Source organism: Vibrio sp. 10N.239.311.G01, from assembly GCF_041465805.1.
Taxonomy (GTDB): domain Bacteria; phylum Pseudomonadota; class Gammaproteobacteria; order Enterobacterales; family Vibrionaceae; genus Vibrio; species Vibrio crassostreae_C.
On record NZ_JBFSRM010000026.1, the window covers coordinates 1 to 18,448 of the forward strand.

The window sequence follows — 18,448 nt, forward strand, 5'->3', positions numbered from 1 at the left end:
TCTCGCTGAAGCCTTGTGGCGTCTGCCGTGTCAGTGAGGCGGCATTATAGAGATGCCGCTCATATTGGCAAGCAATAAATGCGTTTTTTATTAAAAAAAGAGGTTAAGCGAAGACATTTCAACCAAGGGCTTATTTATACCACTTTCACCCCAAGTTTCGAACAAATTACCCACAACAACCTGTGGGTAACTACTCTCCACTATCAAAAAAGTAAGATAAACGAGCCCTAGGGTTTAGATACTCTCGAACTTGTTCAGGTAATTTGCTTGGATGAACGGCATTAACGATTTTGATCTCTTTAATAAAGAGGTCAATGATCGGAGCTTGGGTTCTTGGCACGCTAGGATCATAGATAAGTACATTTGGATAAAGCATATGTTTAGCGTTAACGGATATCACAATCCCAATAGAATCATTTGAAAGCTGTACTACAGTTCCTGGTGGATAGACTCCCATGAACTTAACTAACAGCCCCAAGTTATCTTGGCTATATAGATGCTTGCAGCTCTTATATAGGTGGGACAGTGCCAAATACGGGATCATTTGTTGAGATTGCGTTTTACCATGGCAAAGGTTATCAAATGCATTAGCCACGGCGACTATCTTGGCAAATTCATCAATCTCATGTTCTTTTAAGCCCTCGGGGTAGCCAGAACCATCATTCATCTCATGATGTTGAGCGATCACCTTTTTAGCACTTTCAGGAAAGTCATCAATTGCCGATACAATATCCGCACCGTATTTAGTATGAAGCTTCAGGTAGTTCTCTTCTGGCACCGTTAGTGCACTCTGCTTTCTTAGTATCGCGACTGGTATTTTGATCTTGCCTACATCGTGAAACAACGCTGCGAATGAGAGGTCTTTCAATTGCTGTGTGTTATAGCCTTTGGCCTTACCTATCATCAGTGCAACAACCGAAACATTTAGAGTATGAAAGTAAATATCTTCGAAATCCGCTTTAGCATTCATAAGGTGCAAGGTGACGTTATCATCGCTCACTAGAGTTTCAACGATATCATCAACAAGAGCCTTAACCTCCCCTACCGCATCTAAAGGTCTGTTACGGATCTTGGTCATCACAGATCGCATTCGAGCAAGCGAACGTTCAAACTCTCTCTCACAATGACTCACCCTGCGGCGGTAAGAGCTAAGGGTTTCGATACGCTCATGCTTATCTTTCCACATTCTTTCCGTTTCAAGGCTTACCTGTGAATCAATATCGACTTCTTGTTCACCTACGTGATTAACAGGTAAAGGTGAGGTATCACTTTGACTCAGGTTTATATAGACGTGCTTAATCCCAAGATGTCGAATTACTTTTACTTGAGCGTCATCTTTGATTTTAAAGCTGTTGAATAAAAATGGGTGTTCATTCCATTTTACGGGGAGTCGTATATGCAGACCGGGCTGAATGCGATCTACGGTAATCTTTATGCTGCCCATTTTATATATAATATTGATGATTAATCTCTATTTATAATTCTAATAAAACCAAGCAGCAATTTCACTATCCAATTTCACAGGCTCAACTTAAAGAGTCGCAGTGCACCATCCAGCGTATACCGAATTTATCTTCTACTTTGCCAAATCGAGCCCCCCAAAAAGTATCTGCGAGTGGAGTCATTATCCGCCCTCCCTTCTTGAGCTTTTCAAAGATTTGCTCTTGAGTCGTCGTATCCTCAGTAACAAGGGAGAGTGCAAGATTGTTTCCTTCTAATTCTTTCGCTTTGACGCCATCTGACATCATAAGCTTCATACCGAATGCTTCAAACTCTGCGTGCATAACCCAATCAGGCTGAGCACCCTCTATTACCTGTGGTGCGTCACTAAATAGTTGTTTTGATAAAACTACACCACCAAAGCACTTGTGATAAAAGTCCAATGCTTCATTACAACGACCATCAAAAAATAAGTAAGGGGTTACTTTCAGCATATCTCTCTCCTTTATGATCTATCTTAAACATAGACAATAGATGTGAGAATTAAAGGTAACATTCTGATTTAAGATAATTAATTCATTGGCACATTAGATTACGAAGAGAAATGATGAAATTTAGGAATGAAACATCAAGATCTGACTGATTGAACAGGCATACCTGCCGCCACCGTGAAGGCAATGCTTCCTATACCCCAGATACAACAAAGCCCCGATTTTCATCTAGGCTTTGTCATTTAAATATGGTGCCGGTAGGTGACTTGACTGGGCTTGCATCCAAGCCGACACGCTGGATTTAAAATTCACAAACGCCCAAAACGACGAAAGGTCGCTATAAAAGCGACCTTTCTATGTTTGGTACCGGTAGGCGGACTGATTGGACAGGCATTCCTGCCGTCACCGCGAAGGCAACGCTTCCTATATCCCAGATACAACAAAGCCCCGACTTTCGTCGAGGCTTTGTCATTTAAATATGGTACCGGTAGGCGGACTTGAACCGCCACGCCCGAAGGCAACGGATTTTGAATCCGTCGTGTATACCAATTTCACCATACCGGCATTATCTTGGGGCATTGCCCTTTCGATGTTTGGCATTATACGTATGCGAACTGATGTGGCAAGTATAAAAACTTGAATTCATGTGTGTTTGCCGATAATTTCGCCACTAAGTCATAAGCTGTGCGTCATGTCTCTTTTCAGGCTAAGCCTTAAACTATATTCTGACGCCTTAATTTTTAAAGAAGTAATAACACATGACATCAACAAACACTCTGCCACCAGCAGGAGTCATGCGCCGATTTGGTGCCTTGTTCTACGACGCTCTGATCGTAATCGCTATTGAAATGTTGGCGGCTGGCGTCATTGTCGCTCTACTGCACGCGCTCATGGCTCTCGGCATTTTTAACCACAGCGGTTATGCCGATGTTAGTGACTTCTTAACCAACCATCCGATTTGGAGCCCTGCATATACCTTTTACTTAGTCGCCGTTTGGGTATATTTCTTCGTGTTCTTCTGGACTAGAGCTGGTCAAACTCTCGGCATGAGAGCTTGGAAGCTGCGCGTTCAAAACAAAGATGGCTCAGCGATCACAGTAACTCAGGCGCTGATTCGTTTAGGTACTTCAGGTTTTGGACTGGCAAACCTATGTGTTCCATTCGATCCTGAAAAACGTGGCTTTCACGATATCTGGGCAAAGACCGAAGTCGTTGTGTTACCACAAGCACGATAATGTGATTTAAGTTAGCTCCAATCAAGATCAAAAAAGGAAGGCGTTATGCCTTCCTTTTTACTATTTACAGTTTCCGCCTCAAGAGCATGATGGCAATTCCAAGGAACACCACGCTCGGGGCTATTGCGCCAAAGGCGGGTGGTATTTGATAAACCAAACTCACTGGGCCAAAGAACTCACTGGATATATAGAAGGTAAAGCCAGCAATAACACCTGACAAAATCCTCGCACCCATGGTCACACTACGCAAAGGACCAAAGATAAACGACAGTGCCATCAACATCATAACCGCGATCGAAATTGGCTGGGTTATCTTTCTCCACAGCGCCAATTCATAGCGTGATGCATCTTGCTCTGACGCCTTCAGATAAGAAACATAATCATACAACCCACTTAACGATAGCTCTTCTGGTTTAACCGTTACTATCGCCAACTTATCTGGAGCTAATGACGTTTCCCAAGAGTAAGTCGGTAAACTTTCTTTAGTAATTTGAAGTTCGTTTTCAAAAGACGTGATCTCTACATCCTTCATCGTCCACACGTTGTCTCCAACGTAATCAACTTCGTCAGAATAAATAGCGGTTTTAAGTGCCTTGTTTTCATCAAAGCGCCACATGTTCATTCCATATAGCTTCTGGTCATCGATTTTGACAATGAAGATGAAGTCATTGGCATCACGAGCCCAGACACCACTTTGCGTCGAAATAATATTACCACCAGCAATCGAGATAGTTCTTAAATCACGAGCCATTTTCTGCGCTTGCGGTGCTCCCCATTGACCAAGCAATGTCACCACGATCATCAGTGGAATAGCTGTTTTAAGTACTGATAGGCCGATATCTAACTTAGAGAAACCAGCTGCCTGCATAACGACAAGCTCAGAACTTGCAGCAAGCATACCAAGCCCTATCAATGCGCCAAGCAATGCAGCCATTGGAAAGAACATTTCGATATCACGAGGGATACTCAATAAAACGAAATACAGCGCTTGTAATAGATCGTATGTACCACGGCCAACTTTTCTTAGCTGTTCTACATATTTGATGATCCCAGAGAGACCAACAAACGTCACCAATACCAGTGACGTCGTTGCGATGATGGTTCTGCCTATATATAAATCGAGAATCTTAAACACGGCTTAAGCCAACCTCTTATTCTTGAATTTTTCTTTCAAACGCCTTACTGGCACGCTATCCATAAAGTTGGCACCAATCGCGACAAATAACAATAACGCATTGATTGGCCACATGCCGATTACCGCAGGAATGCTCCCCTCTTCGATTGAAGACTTGGTTGCACTGATTGCTAAGAAATAGGTGAGATAAATCAGTATTGCTGGGCCGATTTTCGCAAAACGACCTTGTCGAGGGTTTACCGCAGACAGTGGCACGACAAGCATGGTCAACAATGGAATACAAAGTACCAAAGAAATACGCCACTGCAACTCTGCTTTCGCACTATTATTTGAGTTACCAATCAGTTCAAGCGTAGGGATCGCTTCCCAGTCTCGACCTTTCTTCTCAACTTCACGCTGACCAATCAGGCCTTCGTATTCTTCAAAGTGCGTCACCCTGTAGTCGAGGCGAGTCGGAATGCCTTCATGACGAGTACCATCGTACATTACGATCACTTGGCGACCATCACTGAGCTCTTTTACATCACCTGACTTCGAGAACATCACACTTGGCAGTACAGAATCACGCGGACGCATTTGAGCTACGAACACGTTTTCTAACTTATTACCGTCGATATCATCAATAAACACGACAGAAGAGCCATCCGGCGTACCTTCAAACTTACCTTTTGGTAGCAAATCAACGCTGTTCTCTGCAGCTACTTCTTCATACATTTGTTCAACTTTGTCTTGTGACCAAGGAGATAACCAAAATGAGTTAAAGGCTGCAACAGATGCCGTAATTAAAGCGAGGTAAAGCGCAGATTGGATCAGGAATTTATTACCGATACCGGTGGCGTTCATGACCACTATTTCACTTTCAGCGTAAAGGCGGCCAAAAGTAAGCAAAATACCAATATAGATACTGAGTGGAAGCATCAATAGGCCCATCGCTGGCATATTTAAGCCAACAATCGACAATATAAGACTCGCAGGGATATCACCATCAGAGGCATCCGCTAAAACACTGATGAATTTTTGGCTGAGAAACACGAGAAAGAGAACAAAAAAGATCGCAAATTGGCTCTTGATTGTCTCGCGGATCAAATATCTAACAATAATCACGCTCAAATTACCTATACAAAACTTGTTTTTTTGATTGAATCACTATAATTTCCCGTTGAACCTTTTATTTTTTTAAATTTTTAGCTAAGTGTTAGCGTTCTTCTTTAAGGTTAGTTCCATTATAGGATCCAACAAGTAAGAACCCATTATCTAACATTTAGTTCGATTTGTCTTCAGGATGTAGGAGTACGCATGGAGTTCAGTGTAAAAAGTGGCAGCCCAGAGAAACAGCGCAGCGCATGTATCGTTGTCGGTGTATTCGAACCGCGCCGCCTTTCTCCAGTAGCCGAGCAATTAGATAAGATTAGCGATGGCTACATTAGTTCACTGCTTCGTCGCGGTGATCTAGAGGGTAAACCTGGCCAGATGCTACTACTGCATCAAGTACCTGGTGTACTTTCAGAACGTGTTCTACTGGTAGGCTGTGGTAAAGAACGTGAGCTAGGCGAGCGTCAATACAAAGAAATTATCCAAAAAACCATCAGTACACTAAACGAAACAGGTTCTATGGAAGCTGTATGTTTCCTTACAGAACTTCACGTTAAAGGTCGCGACACTTATTGGAAAGTTCGCCAAGCGGTAGAAGCGACTAAAGATGGTCTTTACACATTTGACCAATTCAAGAGCAACAAGCCAGAGACTCGTCGCCCACTACGTAAATTGGTATTCAATGTACCAACACGTCGCGAATTGAGCCTGGGTGAGAAAGCAATCTCTCACGGCCTTGCTATTGCTTCAGGTGTAAAAGCGTCTAAAGATCTAGGCAACATGCCACCAAACATCGCAAACCCTGCTTACCTTGCTTCTCAAGCTCGTCGTTTAGCCGACGATTACGAGACAGTGAAGACTAAGATCATTGGCGAAGAAGAGATGGAAAAACTGGGTATGACATCATACCTAGCAGTTGGCCGTGGCTCTAAAAATGAATCGATGATGTCTATCATGGAATACAAAGGCGCTCCGGATCCAGATGCGAAGCCGATTGTATTAGTAGGTAAAGGTCTGACTTTCGATTCAGGCGGTATCTCGCTTAAGCCTGGTGAAGGCATGGATGAGATGAAGTACGACATGTGTGGTGCGGCGTCTGTATTCGGTACAATGAAAGCACTGGCTAAGCTGAACCTGCCTATTAACGTGGTTGGTATCCTAGCCGGTTGTGAAAACATGCCGGGCAGCAATGCTTACCGTCCAGGTGATATCCTAACGACAATGTCAGGCCAAACGGTTGAAGTACTCAACACTGATGCTGAAGGTCGCTTGGTTCTATGTGATGCTCTAACTTACGTTGAGCGTTTTGAACCTGACTGTGTTGTCGATGTTGCTACGCTAACTGGCGCATGTGTTATCGCTCTAGGTCACCACATCAGTGGCGTTCTATCGAACCACAACCCACTTTCTCACGAACTTGTTAATGCTTCAGAGCAAGCAAGTGACCGTGCATGGCGTCTACCAATGGCAGACGAGTACCATGAGCAGCTAAACAGCCCATTCGCTGATATGGCGAACATCGGTGGCCGTCCTGGCGGCACAATCACTGCTGGTTGTTTCCTGTCTAAATTCACTAAGAAGTACCACTGGGCACACATCGACAGTGCTGGTACAGCTTGGAAGTCAGGCGCAGCGAAAGGCTCGACAGGTCGTCCTGTCTCAATGCTAGTCCAATTCTTATTGAACCGCAGCGGCCAAGAGACTGAAGAGCAATCTTCAAAATAATAAAAAGGGCCTACGGGCCCTTTTTTAATAAGCGCTATTTGTTAGACCCTGTTAACCAAGTAACATTGATATCCACGATTTTCAGTTCGAGTATTAAGTATGCAGACTGCTACATTTTACATTGTGCCTTCAGACAGCCCGCAAGCCAGCGAAGATGGTTTTGCTCACTATGTGCTGTTTCTTGCTCAGCACTTTGCAAAACAAGGCGCTAAACTTTATCTCAACTGTAATGACAAAGAGCATGCCGAGCGTATTGCTGAAGTTTTCTGGCAAGTCGAACCCTGTGATTTTATTGCGCACAACTTGGTTGGCGAAGGCCCGAAGTATTCAACCAACATCGAAATTGGCTATCAAGGCGTAAAACATAATTGGAATCGTCAGCTAGTAATTAATCTGGCCGATAATCATACAACCTTTGCGAACGCCTTTGCTCAGGTGATAGACTTCGTCCCTTGCGAAGAAAAAGCTAAGCAACTCGCTCGAGAAAGGTATAAAATTTACCGTCAAGCTAGATATCAGCTACAAACTATCGAGATTCAACATCCATAGTCAAACCTCATAGTTAAAGCTATCTTTGGATTTAGATTCAAGAAGCTTCACTTATGAAGTTTGACCACGATTAACCATTCACAGTATCCGTTTAAGAGCACTATGGAAAAGACATACAACCCAACATCAATCGAACAAGCTCTGTATAAGACTTGGGAAGAGAAAGGCTACTTTAAGCCACACGGTGACACATCAAAAGAAGCTTACAGCATCATGATCCCGCCACCGAACGTCACTGGCAGCCTACACATGGGTCACGCGTTCCAAGATACGATCATGGATACGCTTATCCGTGCTCAACGTATGAAAGGCAAAAACACGCTTTGGCAAGTGGGTACTGACCACGCAGGTATCGCAACTCAAATGGTTGTTGAGCGTAAGATTGCTGCCGAAGAAGGCAAAACAAAACACGACTACGGCCGTGAAGCTTTCATCGACAAGATCTGGGAATGGAAAGGCGAATCAGGTGGCACGATCACTCAACAACTTCGTCGTCTTGGTGCATCTGTAGATTGGGATCGTGAACGATTCACTATGGATGACGGCCTATCGGCTGCGACTCAAGAAGTGTTTGTTCGTCTATACGAAGAAGACCTAATCTACCGTGGTAAACGTCTAGTAAACTGGGATCCTAAACTGCACACTGCAATCTCGGATCTTGAAGTTGAAAACAAAGACAAAAAAGGTTTCATGTGGCACTTCCGCTACCCGCTAGCGAACGGTGTTAAAACGGCAGATGGTAAAGACTACATCGTTGTTGCGACTACTCGTCCTGAAACCATGCTTGGCGATACTGGTGTTGCTGTTAACCCAGAAGATCCTCGTTACAAAGATCTTATCGGCAAAGAAATCCTACTTCCTGTTGTAAACCGTCTTATCCCTATCGTAGGCGATGAGCACGCAGACATGGAAAAAGGCACGGGTTGTGTGAAGATCACTCCAGCTCATGACTTTAACGATTACGAAGTGGGTAAGCGCAACAACCTACCGATGATCAACATCCTAACGTTCAATGCTGATATCCGTGATGCTGCTGAAGTCTTCACGACTAACGGCGAAGAAAGCGATGTTTACTCAACAGGTATCCCTGCTAAGTACCAAGGTATGGAGCGTTTTGCTGCACGTAAAGCTATCGTTGCTGAATTCGATGAGCTTGGTCTTCTTGAAGAGATCAAAGATCACGACCTGACTGTCCCTTACGGCGACCGTGGTGGCGTGGTTATCGAACCAATGCTGACTGACCAATGGTACGTGCGCACAGCACCTCTTGCAGAACCTGCAGTTAAAGCGGTTGAAGATGGTCAAATCCAATTCGTACCTAAGCAGTACGAAAACATGTACTTCGCGTGGATGCGTGACGTGCAAGACTGGTGTATCTCTCGTCAACTTTGGTGGGGCCACCGTATCCCAGCATGGTACGACAACGATGGTAAAGTTTACGTAGGTCGCACTGAAGAAGAAGTTCGTGAAAAGAACAACCTAGCGCCTGTTGTTGTGCTTAAGCAAGACGACGACGTACTGGATACTTGGTTCTCTTCTGCACTTTGGACGTTCGGCACACAAGGCTGGCCTGAAGATACTGAAGCACTGAAAACATTCCACCCATCTGAAGTACTAGTATCTGGTTTTGATATTATCTTCTTCTGGGTTGCTCGTATGATCATGATGACCATGCACTTCGTGAAAGACGAAGATGGCAAGGCTCAAGTACCTTTCAAAACTGTTTACATGACAGGTCTTATCCGTGATGAAAACGGCGATAAGATGTCTAAGTCGAAAGGTAACGTACTTGACCCAATCGACATGATTGACGGCATCGGCCTTGAAGAGCTAGTAGAGAAGCGTTGTGGCAACATGATGCAACCTAAACTGGCTGCTAAGATCGAAAAGAACACACGTAAAACATTCGAAAACGGTATCGAACCCTACGGTACTGACGCACTGCGTTTCACTCTTGCTGCTATGGCTTCAACTGGCCGTGACATCAACTGGGACATGAAGCGTCTTGAAGGTTACCGTAACTTCTGTAACAAGCTATGGAACGCAAGCCGTTACGTACTGATGAACACAGAAGAGCACGACTGTGGCATGTCACTGTCTGTAGAAGACCGTGCAAACATGGAATTCTCTCTAGCCGATAAGTGGATTGAGTCTCAGTTTGAAGTTGCAGTGAAAGAGTTTAATGCTCACCTAGACAACTACCGTCTAGACATGGCAGCAAACACGCTTTACGAATTCATCTGGAACCAATTCTGTGACTGGTACTTAGAGCTAACTAAACCTGTTCTTTGGAAAGGTACTGAAGCTCAACAACAAGCGACTCGTTACACGCTTATCACGGTTCTTGAGAAGACTCTGCGTCTTGCTCACCCTGTTCTTCCTTACATCACTGAATCTATCTGGCAGAGCGTTAAGCCGCTAGTAGACGGCGTTGAAGGCGAGACAATCATGACTCAAGCGCTTCCTCAGTTTAATGAAGCTAACTTCAATGCTGAGATCGTTGACGACATCGAATGGGTTAAGACTTTCATCACTGCTATCCGTAACCTACGTGCGGAATACGACATTGCACCAAGCCAAGGCTTAGAAGTAATGATCAAGGTTGCTGATGAGAAAGATGCCGCTCGTATCGAAGCGAACAAGATCGTTCTTACTTCTCTAGCTAAGCTAGACGATATTAAAGTTCTAGCTGATGGTGAAGAGACTCCTGCTTGTGCAACTAAACTGGTTGGCAAATCTGAGTTGATGATCCCAATGGCGGGTCTTATCGACAAAGATGCAGAGCTTGCTCGTCTAGATAAAGAAGTCGCTAAGACTCACAGCGAGATTAAACGTATCGAAGGTAAGCTAGGTAACGAAGGTTTCGTTGCTAAAGCACCAGAAGCAGTTATCGCGAAAGAGCGTGAAAAGCTTGAAGGCTACAAGGAAACTCTTGTTAAGCTTGAAGAGCAAAAAGCGACAATCGCTGCGCTTTAAAACCGAGTGAACGAGAAGGCTTCAAACTTCTCGGTCTAAATAGAAAGGTTGGTCTTGGTGACCAGCCTTTTTTTATGTCCCTGATTCCAATATTCCAATGCTTCTCACTCTAGCCGCACTGATTGATAGGTTTCATCTATCAAATTAATCTCTACTTCCCATTATACTTAATGATAATAATTCTCAATAATAGACCTATCAAAACAACACAACGACTGAGTAATTATCATGAAAAAGACACTAACCTTTGCTGCATTACATTTTACTATCGCATTTAGTGTCGCTTATGTACTAACAGGCGACATCTTAATTGGTAGCTTAATCGCTATGATTGAGCCCTCTGTGAATACTGTTGCCTTCTATTTTCATGAAAAGGCGTGGGCTCAAGTTCCAGCTCTTAAAGCTCGCCAGTGGATGACCAAATTAAAAACAGCAAGCTTTGCTACCATCCACTTTAGTGTTGCCTTTACCGTTGTCTACTTGTTGACTGGAGATGCTTTCATAGGCGGCGTGATGGCTTTGCTAGAGCCAACTTTAAATACCGTTGCTTACTACTTCCACGAGAAAGTCTGGTTACGTAAATCAGGCGACCAAATGGCACAACAACAATTCTGTTTGCACCAACATGCTTAGTCACCATATATTGGGTCACATATTAGTGACCCTTTCATAGGCAGATCATGGAACAAATTGCTGAGTTCACCCTTAGACCCATTACACCGCAAGACAACCCAAGCATCGCACAAATCATTCGCCAAGTTTCGGCTGAGCATGGACTCACAGAAGATAAAGGTTATGGCGTAGCCGACCCAACACTCGATGATATGTACTCTGTCTATAGCCAAGCGAATGCAATGTACTGGGTTATCGAACACAACGGAAAGATCGTCGGAGGCGGTGGCTTTGCCCCTCTAGCAGGTAAACCCAATGTGTGTGAGCTACAAAAGATGTACTTCTTACCGCAAACTCGAGGGCATGGCCTAGCCAAGCGAATTGTCGCTTTGAGCTTAAAGCAAGCCAAGCAACTTGGGTATCAACACATGTATTTAGAAACGACGAAGTGCTTGGGTGCTGCGGTCAAACTCTATGAGAAGCTTGAGTTTGAGCATCTTGAGTCAGCTTGGGGAGAAACAGGCCACGACGCTTGTGAGGTTGTCATGGCCAAGTCGTTATAAGCAGAATGCGCCGCTATAGCGAAAGAAGATAACGCTAAAATATACGGAGTTAACGTAGAAAGTTACTGACGCAAGAAGTTGGGTTCAAGGCAACAAAAGAACTCTCTTCTTGCCCATCAAGTACCACTTCTAATGGGTATAGATACTTGGGGTTAGGATTCTCAATATCAAAAATGATAGGAGCTTCGACCTGGAACACGACGCCAGTATGTTCAGCGCGTACATCAATCGGCATCACGAGAGTCATACCATTAAACTTGATGGATGCCGATACTACCCCCGCCTTTAGCGTTTGATAGATAACATCCACTTTAAACTCACAGCCACCACCGTGGTGCCAGATCTGCTCTGTGACAACTTGCTCTAGCTTGACGTTTCGAACGAACTGCAGGTATGGCGCTTGCCAAATCCCGATGCGTGAATCAGATTTAGCGATAGCCTGTGAAGATACAGAGTCATCCATGTCTTCTTCAAGCAATAGGCTCTCCTCTTCTTCAAGGAAAAGGATCTCGAAACGGTTTCGGCCGGACTGCATATAAGGACGGATATCTTTACGGTATTCAGCTTGGCTACCATCACAATCAAAAACAGCCACACCATTAAGTCGAACTTCAGCAAAATAATCGACTCCAGCCATCACTAACTCAACAAATGGACACGCTAACATAGCGTCATCCACTTCGATGTCGTGCATCAGGTGCCACTCTTGCTCTGCAATTTGACTTTCACTCAAGCTATCAGGGAGCTTTGAGCTTAACGGAGCCGGAAAGGTGATGTCATCTTGTGGGATAGAGAGATCCGTCAGTGGCGAAATTTGCCAAAGACCATCGAGAAGCAACCGCATATCATTCCTTGAGCTAGATCAATTTTGACCGCATTATAATGAATGAATGCATATAAAGACATTTATTTTTCTGAGGGTAAAAAAATGCCAGCTCGAGGCTGGCATTTTTTAAAATTGGGAAAGAATTACTCTTCGCCTTCATCATCTTCGTCTGGGTAGATAGCATCTTCACCTTCGTAGTAAGTGCCCCAACCGTCGTAGATAATGTCAAACTTCTCTGCAAGGTTTACAAGCTTCTCAACTTGCTCATCAATCGCTTCTGCATTCAGAGTGCATTGCATCGTTGCATCACAACAAAGTAGCTTATTGCCATCTTCGTCTTCTGTCTCTTCAGCTTCAAGCACTTCAAAGCCCATTTTGAATGCTTCAACAACCGCTTTCTCAAGCACATCGAAATCTTCAGCAAATAGGTGATGCTCGATATCGTATAGAGCTTCAGGATCGCTACCATCTTCAATTAATGCTGTAATGATGTCGCGAGTCTCTTCCTTTTGAAATTCAATTAATTCCGCTACTGATAGATATTCATCTTCGTGAGACATGTGTCTGCTCCAGAGTGTTGACTATGAAAAGATCAAATTTGATTGTCACGAAATATGGCACGGATCGTCCAGAAAAGCCACCCAGATCAGGCCTAGAAAGGTAAGTTTATCGCGAGATCGCAGCGCCAATATCAATTCAAAAGTGAAATCAAAATCACAGAAACAAATTTTCAACATTTTATTAACTGCGCCGTATTTTAGCATTTCGTTTTTGTGGCCACTTTAGGGCTTATTGAATAAAACTTGCGTGATTAGTCACGTTAGGTGCATACGCTAAACCGCTTTTGGGGTGCATAAATCCTCAGCTTGTTATCAAAAAGTGCATAATAGTGAATAAAAAATCACGATTAATAAGCAAAATTCAATTCTAACAAGCCACGAATTGAGCATAGATCCTCAAAAACGTTGTTCCGTTCGATAGCCAGTTAGTTGGAATTTAATCTGTATAAACTTAAAAATCACAGGTTTTATGACCAATTATTACCCAAATACCTTGTATTAACTCAATCTACAAAACTTGCATATTACGGACAAGCTTGTCATAAATAGACGCTGGATTAATAGTAAGGATGCAAAATGAGTAAGCTGTACGTTGGCTCCGAAGTCGGTCAATTGAGACGAGTTCTCCTAAATAGACCTGAAAGAGCACTCACCCACCTCACCCCTTCAAACTGTCATGATCTTCTATTTGATGATGTACTTGCCGTTGAAGCCGCTGGTGAAGAACATGATGCCTTTGCAGAAACGCTGCGCAGCCAAGACGTAGAAGTACTACTGCTGCATGACCTGCTAGTAGAAACGCTTGCCGTATCTCAGGCTCGTGAGTGGTTGCTGAATACTCAAATCTCAGATTTCCGTTATGGGCCGACTTTCGCCCGTGACTTAAGAAACTACCTTGCTCAAATGGATAATGAGCATCTAGCAACGATCTTACTCGGTGGCTTGGCCTACTCTGAGCTTCCTATCAAATCATCATCGATGCTGCCTAAAATGCATCGACCACTCGATTTCGTTATCGAGCCACTGCCTAACCACCTATTTACGCGAGATACTTCTTGCTGGGTTTACGGTGGTGTATCGCTTAACCCAATGATGAAGCCTGCACGTCAACGTGAAACGAACCACCTGCGTGCTATCTACCGCTGGCACCCAGTGTTCGCAGGCCAAGATTTCATTAAGTACTTTGGTGACGAAGACCTTCACTACGACAACGCTAACATTGAAGGCGGTGACGTACTGGTTATCGGTAAAGGTGCGGTACTGGTTGGTATTTCAGAGCGTACGAAACCACAAGGTGTCGAAAACCTAGCGGCTAGCCTATTTAGATCAGGCCAAGCGAGCGAAGTGATTGCGATCGATCTACCAAAACACCGCTCTTGTATGCACCTTGATACGGTGATGACACACATGGATATCGACACGTTCTCTGTCTATCCAGAGATCGTTCGTAAAGACCTCGACACTTGGCGCTTAACGCCAAAAGAAAACGGCGAAATGCGTGTCGAGAAAGCTGAAAACTACCTGTCAGCGATTGAAGGCGCATTAGGCCTTGATCAACTGAAGATCATCACTACCGGCGGTGATAACTACGAAGCTGAGCGTGAACAGTGGAATGACGCTAACAACGTACTGACAGTGAAACCAGGTACCGTGATTGGTTATGAACGTAATGTTTACACCAATGAGAAATACGACAAAGCGGGTATCGAAGTTCTAACGATTCCTGGCAACGAGCTAGGCCGTGGTCGTGGCGGCGCGCGCTGTATGAGTTGCCCTATCGAAAGAGATGGTATCTAAGTCAAAGAGCTCAGTTAAACAGACTCAATAATCTTATCTAGGCCAGTATTCATTTACTGGCCTTTTTTATCAAATTAATAAAATAAATATTCACAAATATAGCATTTTTATGTTTAACTAAGTTCTTCATTGATTCTATATACGCAAGGAGCGAGAGATGGCCTTTAATCTTCGCAATCGTAACTTTCTAAAACTTCTCGACTTTACTCCTAAAGAGATTCAGTTTTTACTCGACCTGTCTGCTGACCTAAAAAAAGCTAAGTATGCAGGCACTGAGCAGAAGAAACTCAACGGCAAAAACATTGCTTTGATCTTCGAGAAAGCATCAACTCGAACACGATGTGCGTTTGAAGTGGCCGCCTTTGATCAAGGTGCTCAAGTCTCTTACCTTGGCCCTTCTGGTTCTCAGATTGGTCAAAAAGAATCAATGAAAGATACGGCGCGTGTATTGGGACGCATGTACGATGGCATTGAATATCGTGGCTTTGGCCAAAGTATCGTTGAAGACTTAGGCGCTTATGCGGGCGTGCCGGTTTGGAATGGCTTAACCGATGAGTTCCACCCTACTCAGATCTTGGCTGATTTCCTCACTATGCTTGAGCATGCCCGCGGGAAGCATCTACACCAAATCAGCTTTGCTTATCTAGGCGATGCACGCAATAACATGGGTAACTCTCTGTTAGTCGGAGCCGCGAAGATGGGCATGGATATTCGCCTTGTCGCGCCAAAAGCCTTTTGGCCAGAAGAGCAGCTTGTTGAAGAGTGCCAAACCATTGCGCAAAACACTGGCGCAAAAATCACGTTAACTGAAGACGTTGCTGAAGGCGTGAAAGGTTGTGATTACCTATACACCGATGTTTGGGTTTCGATGGGCGAAGCCCCTGAAGCTTGGGACGAACGTGTGGCGGTAATGAAACCATACCAAGTGAATATGGATGTCATTAAGCTAACTGGTAACCCTCAAGTGAAGTTCATGCACTGCCTACCCGCTTTCCACAACAATGAAACTGTGATTGGTCAGCAAGTCTCTGACAAGTATGGAATGAACGGCTTGGAAGTGACTGACGAAGTGTTTGAATCTGACTACTCGATTGTATTTGATGAAGCTGAAAATCGCATGCACACCATCAAGGCGGTGATGGTCGCGACGCTTGGTCAATAGACAATAATGAAAGTAAACAAAAGCTTGATGTAATCGCTTGCGCTCACAAATTGAAAGCGTATAATTCTCGGCAATTTGTCTGAGAGTAGTTAAAATGACGCCAAGCAATGTTTTGATAAAACATAATGATATTGTGAAAACACCAAATATTGCTCGTAAGCTAAGATGCTTACCAGGCCGTCTATTCTGCTTTTCAGCACTTTTTTAAAGCCTCCCATTATGGGGGGCTTTTTTATGGCCAATACATTATTGTGGGGAAGAAGATCATGGCGAATTCGCTCTATCAAAAGCACATCATCTCAATTCCAGAGCTTTCTCGTGAAGAGCTAGAATTAATTGTTCAAACGGCAGGTCAGCTAAAGGCTGAGCCAAACCCAGAACTCATCAAGAACAAAGTTGTTGCCAGCTGCTTCTTCGAACCTTCTACGCGAACTCGTCTCTCTTTTGAAACTGCGATTCAACGCATCGGTGGTGATGTGATTGGTTTCGACAGTGGTGGTAACACTTCTTTGGCAAAGAAAGGCGAAACGCTAGCGGACTCGGTACAGGTTATCTCTTCATACGTTGACGCTTACGTGATGCGTCACCCTCAAGAAGGCGCAGCGCGTCTGGCTTCTGAGTTTTCTAACGGTGTACCGGTTATTAACGCGGGTGACGGCGCAAACCAACACCCGACACAAACGCTATTAGACCTATTCTCTATCGCTGAGACACAAGGTCGCCTAGACAACCTCAACGTTGCATTCGTTGGTGACCTTAAGTACGGCCGTACGGTTCACTCGTTGACTCAAGCGCTAGCGAAGTTCGATAACATCTGTTTCTATTTCGTGGCACCTGAAGCATTGGCGATGCCAGACTACATTTGCGAAGAACTTGATGAAGCGGGTATCAAGTATCAACTGCTGACAGACATGGAAGATGTCATTCCAGAGCTTGATGTCTTGTACATGACTCGAGTTCAAAAAGAGCGCTTCGATGAATCGGAATACGCGCACATCAAATCAGCGTACATCCTGACTGCTCCGATGCTGGAAAATGCACGTGATAACCTAAAGGTTCTTCACCCTCTTCCTCGTGTTGATGAAATTACTGTCGATGTCGATAAAACACCTTACGCTTACTACTTCCAGCAAGCAGAGAACGGTGTTTACGCACGTGAAGCACTGCTAGCCCTTGTTCTTAACGAAACGCTGTAGAGGAGAGATATCATGTCTAAAGAGACTCAATTAAAAGTTGAAGCAATCAAGAACGGAACGGTTATCGACCATATCCCAGCCAACATCGGGATCAAGGTACTCAAACTGTTCGACATGCATAACTCAAATCAGCGAGTAACGATTGGCCTAAACCTGCCATCTTCTGCTCTAGGCGGCAAAGACTTACTCAAGATAGAGAATGTTTTTATCACTGAAGAACAGGCGAGCAAGTTAGCACTTTACGCACCTCACGCAACGGTAAACCAAATCGAAGATTACGAAGTGGTTAAGAAGCTACCACTAGAACTTCCTGAGCAAATCAATGATGTGTTTGAGTGTCCAAACACCAACTGTATTACTCACAATGAGCCCGTAGAAAGCAGCTTTAAGATCTTTGAAAAGAAAGAAGATATTCGATTGAAGTGTAAGTACTGCGAAAAAGTATTCTCTCGTGAGATCGTGACAGAAAGATAACGTCATACGGCAACGCCGATCGAACGCAAAAACTATTCAATACCTCGCCTGTGCGGGGTATTTTGCTCTTTACCTATCCTGAGTTTGAAGGCACACTAAAAATTGCTTTTTATCCAATAACTGACGGAATAACCAATGACTAAAGTACTTCACACAGAATCTGCTCCAGCTGCAATCGGCCCATACGTACAAGGTGTTGACCTTGGCAATATGGTTCTGACTTCTGGTCAAATCCCAGTAAACCCAGCAACTGGTGAAGTATCTGCTGATATCGCAGAGCAAGCTCGCCAATCTCTAGACAACGTTCAAGCGGTTGTTGAAGCTTCTGGCCTGACTGTAAAAGACATCGTAAAACTAACGGTATTCGTTAAAGACCTAAACGACTTCGGCACAGTAAACGAAGTTTACGGTAAGTTCTTTGATGAGCACGGTGTTGCAAACTACCCTGCACGTTCATGTGTTGAAGTAGCTCGTCTACCAAAAGATGTAGGTATCGAGATCGAAGCTATTGCGGTTCGCAAATAGATTTTTACCTCTAGAATAAACGGTTTCTAGTAAATGAGCAGACATAAAGCTGAGCGTTTATCAGATACAAAAAAGGTTGCCCAATTGGCA

General features: G+C 44.1%; 17 protein-coding genes and 1 tRNA gene. 11 read left to right on the forward strand and 7 right to left on the reverse strand.

From position 1 onward, the window contains the following. Nucleotides 1-190 precede the first annotated feature (190 nt). The 3 genes from AB6D06_RS17990 to AB6D06_RS18000 form a co-directional block, all read right to left on the reverse strand. Nucleotides 191-1,444, reverse strand: a complete 1,254-nt coding sequence (locus AB6D06_RS17990) for an HD-GYP domain-containing protein (protein ID WP_017063746.1) — start codon at nucleotides 1,442-1,444, stop codon at nucleotides 191-193. An 82-nt stretch (nucleotides 1,445-1,526) separates the two neighbouring features. Continuing rightward, a complete protein-coding gene (locus AB6D06_RS17995) occupies nucleotides 1,527-1,934 on the reverse strand; it encodes a VOC family protein (protein WP_102320265.1) in 408 nt (135 codons plus the stop codon). Nucleotides 1,935-2,410: 476 nt separating this feature from the next. Next, nucleotides 2,411-2,495: transfer RNA gene (locus tag AB6D06_RS18000), tRNA-Leu, on the reverse strand. A gap of 194 nt (nucleotides 2,496-2,689) precedes the next feature. On the opposite strand from AB6D06_RS18000, the gene AB6D06_RS18005 reads away from it, so the two are divergent. After that, nucleotides 2,690-3,166, forward strand: a complete 477-nt coding sequence (locus AB6D06_RS18005) for an RDD family protein (protein ID WP_017058939.1) — start codon at nucleotides 2,690-2,692, stop codon at nucleotides 3,164-3,166. Nucleotides 3,167-3,230: 64 nt separating this feature from the next. On the opposite strand, the gene lptG is transcribed toward AB6D06_RS18005, so the two are convergent. Both lptG and lptF read right to left on the reverse strand, forming a co-directional pair. Next, a complete protein-coding gene (gene lptG, locus AB6D06_RS18010) occupies nucleotides 3,231-4,301 on the reverse strand; it encodes an LPS export ABC transporter permease LptG (RefSeq protein ID WP_017058938.1) in 1,071 nt (356 codons plus the stop codon). 3 nt (nucleotides 4,302-4,304) lie between these two features. Continuing rightward, the gene (gene lptF / locus AB6D06_RS18015; protein ID WP_017058937.1) at nucleotides 4,305-5,405 is read right to left on the reverse strand and encodes an LPS export ABC transporter permease LptF; all 1,101 of its coding nucleotides are present in this window, start codon (nucleotides 5,403-5,405) and stop codon (nucleotides 4,305-4,307) included. Nucleotides 5,406-5,597: 192 nt separating this feature from the next. Here lptF and pepA point away from each other — a divergent pair, with 192 nt between their 5' ends. From pepA to AB6D06_RS18040, 5 genes are all read left to right on the forward strand, one after another. Next, a complete protein-coding gene (gene pepA / locus AB6D06_RS18020; RefSeq protein WP_017058936.1) occupies nucleotides 5,598-7,118 on the forward strand; it encodes a leucyl aminopeptidase in 1,521 nt (506 codons plus the stop codon). A gap of 99 nt (nucleotides 7,119-7,217) precedes the next feature. Continuing rightward, nucleotides 7,218-7,667 carry a DNA polymerase III subunit chi gene (locus AB6D06_RS18025; RefSeq protein ID WP_017066664.1) on the forward strand — a complete coding sequence of 150 codons (450 nt, stop codon included), beginning with the start codon at nucleotides 7,218-7,220 and terminating at the stop codon, nucleotides 7,665-7,667. A 102-nt stretch (nucleotides 7,668-7,769) separates the two neighbouring features. Beyond that, entirely contained in the window at nucleotides 7,770-10,643 is a 2,874-nt protein-coding gene (locus tag AB6D06_RS18030; RefSeq protein ID WP_372100564.1) for a valine--tRNA ligase, read from the forward strand. A gap of 228 nt (nucleotides 10,644-10,871) precedes the next feature. Continuing rightward, the gene (locus tag AB6D06_RS18035; RefSeq protein ID WP_017058933.1) at nucleotides 10,872-11,276 is read left to right on the forward strand and encodes a DUF2061 domain-containing protein; all 405 of its coding nucleotides are present in this window, start codon (nucleotides 10,872-10,874) and stop codon (nucleotides 11,274-11,276) included. 47 nt (nucleotides 11,277-11,323) lie between these two features. Further along, a complete protein-coding gene (locus AB6D06_RS18040) occupies nucleotides 11,324-11,818 on the forward strand; it encodes a GNAT family N-acetyltransferase (protein WP_372111259.1) in 495 nt (164 codons plus the stop codon). 49 nt (nucleotides 11,819-11,867) lie between these two features. On the opposite strand, the gene AB6D06_RS18045 is transcribed toward AB6D06_RS18040, so the two are convergent. Together AB6D06_RS18045 and rraB are read right to left on the reverse strand one after the other, a co-directional pair. Then, entirely contained in the window at nucleotides 11,868-12,662 is a 795-nt protein-coding gene (locus tag AB6D06_RS18045; protein ID WP_372111262.1) for a glycosyl hydrolase 2 galactose-binding domain-containing protein, read from the reverse strand. Nucleotides 12,663-12,787: 125 nt separating this feature from the next. After that, nucleotides 12,788-13,204, reverse strand: coding sequence for a ribonuclease E inhibitor RraB (rraB, locus tag AB6D06_RS18050; RefSeq protein ID WP_017058930.1), 417 nt, complete (start codon nucleotides 13,202-13,204; stop codon nucleotides 12,788-12,790). A gap of 576 nt (nucleotides 13,205-13,780) precedes the next feature. Between rraB and arcA the strand changes: the two genes are divergently transcribed. The 5 genes from arcA (at nucleotide 13,781) to AB6D06_RS18075 (ending at nucleotide 18,358) form a co-directional block, all read left to right on the forward strand. Beyond that, entirely contained in the window at nucleotides 13,781-15,001 is a 1,221-nt protein-coding gene (gene arcA, locus AB6D06_RS18055; RefSeq protein WP_017069412.1) for an arginine deiminase, read from the forward strand. A 157-nt stretch (nucleotides 15,002-15,158) separates the two neighbouring features. Next, entirely contained in the window at nucleotides 15,159-16,163 is a 1,005-nt protein-coding gene (locus AB6D06_RS18060; RefSeq protein WP_372111265.1) for an ornithine carbamoyltransferase, read from the forward strand. A gap of 266 nt (nucleotides 16,164-16,429) precedes the next feature. After that, nucleotides 16,430-17,359, forward strand: a complete 930-nt coding sequence (gene pyrB / locus AB6D06_RS18065) for an aspartate carbamoyltransferase (RefSeq protein ID WP_004735321.1) — start codon at nucleotides 16,430-16,432, stop codon at nucleotides 17,357-17,359. A 12-nt stretch (nucleotides 17,360-17,371) separates the two neighbouring features. Continuing rightward, nucleotides 17,372-17,833 carry an aspartate carbamoyltransferase regulatory subunit gene (gene pyrI, locus AB6D06_RS18070; protein WP_004735320.1) on the forward strand — a complete coding sequence of 154 codons (462 nt, stop codon included), beginning with the start codon at nucleotides 17,372-17,374 and terminating at the stop codon, nucleotides 17,831-17,833. Nucleotides 17,834-17,968: 135 nt separating this feature from the next. Next, on the forward strand, nucleotides 17,969-18,358 hold the full coding sequence (locus tag AB6D06_RS18075) for a RidA family protein (RefSeq protein WP_004735319.1): 390 nt from the start codon (nucleotides 17,969-17,971) through the stop codon (nucleotides 18,356-18,358). Nucleotides 18,359-18,448 lie beyond the last annotated feature (90 nt).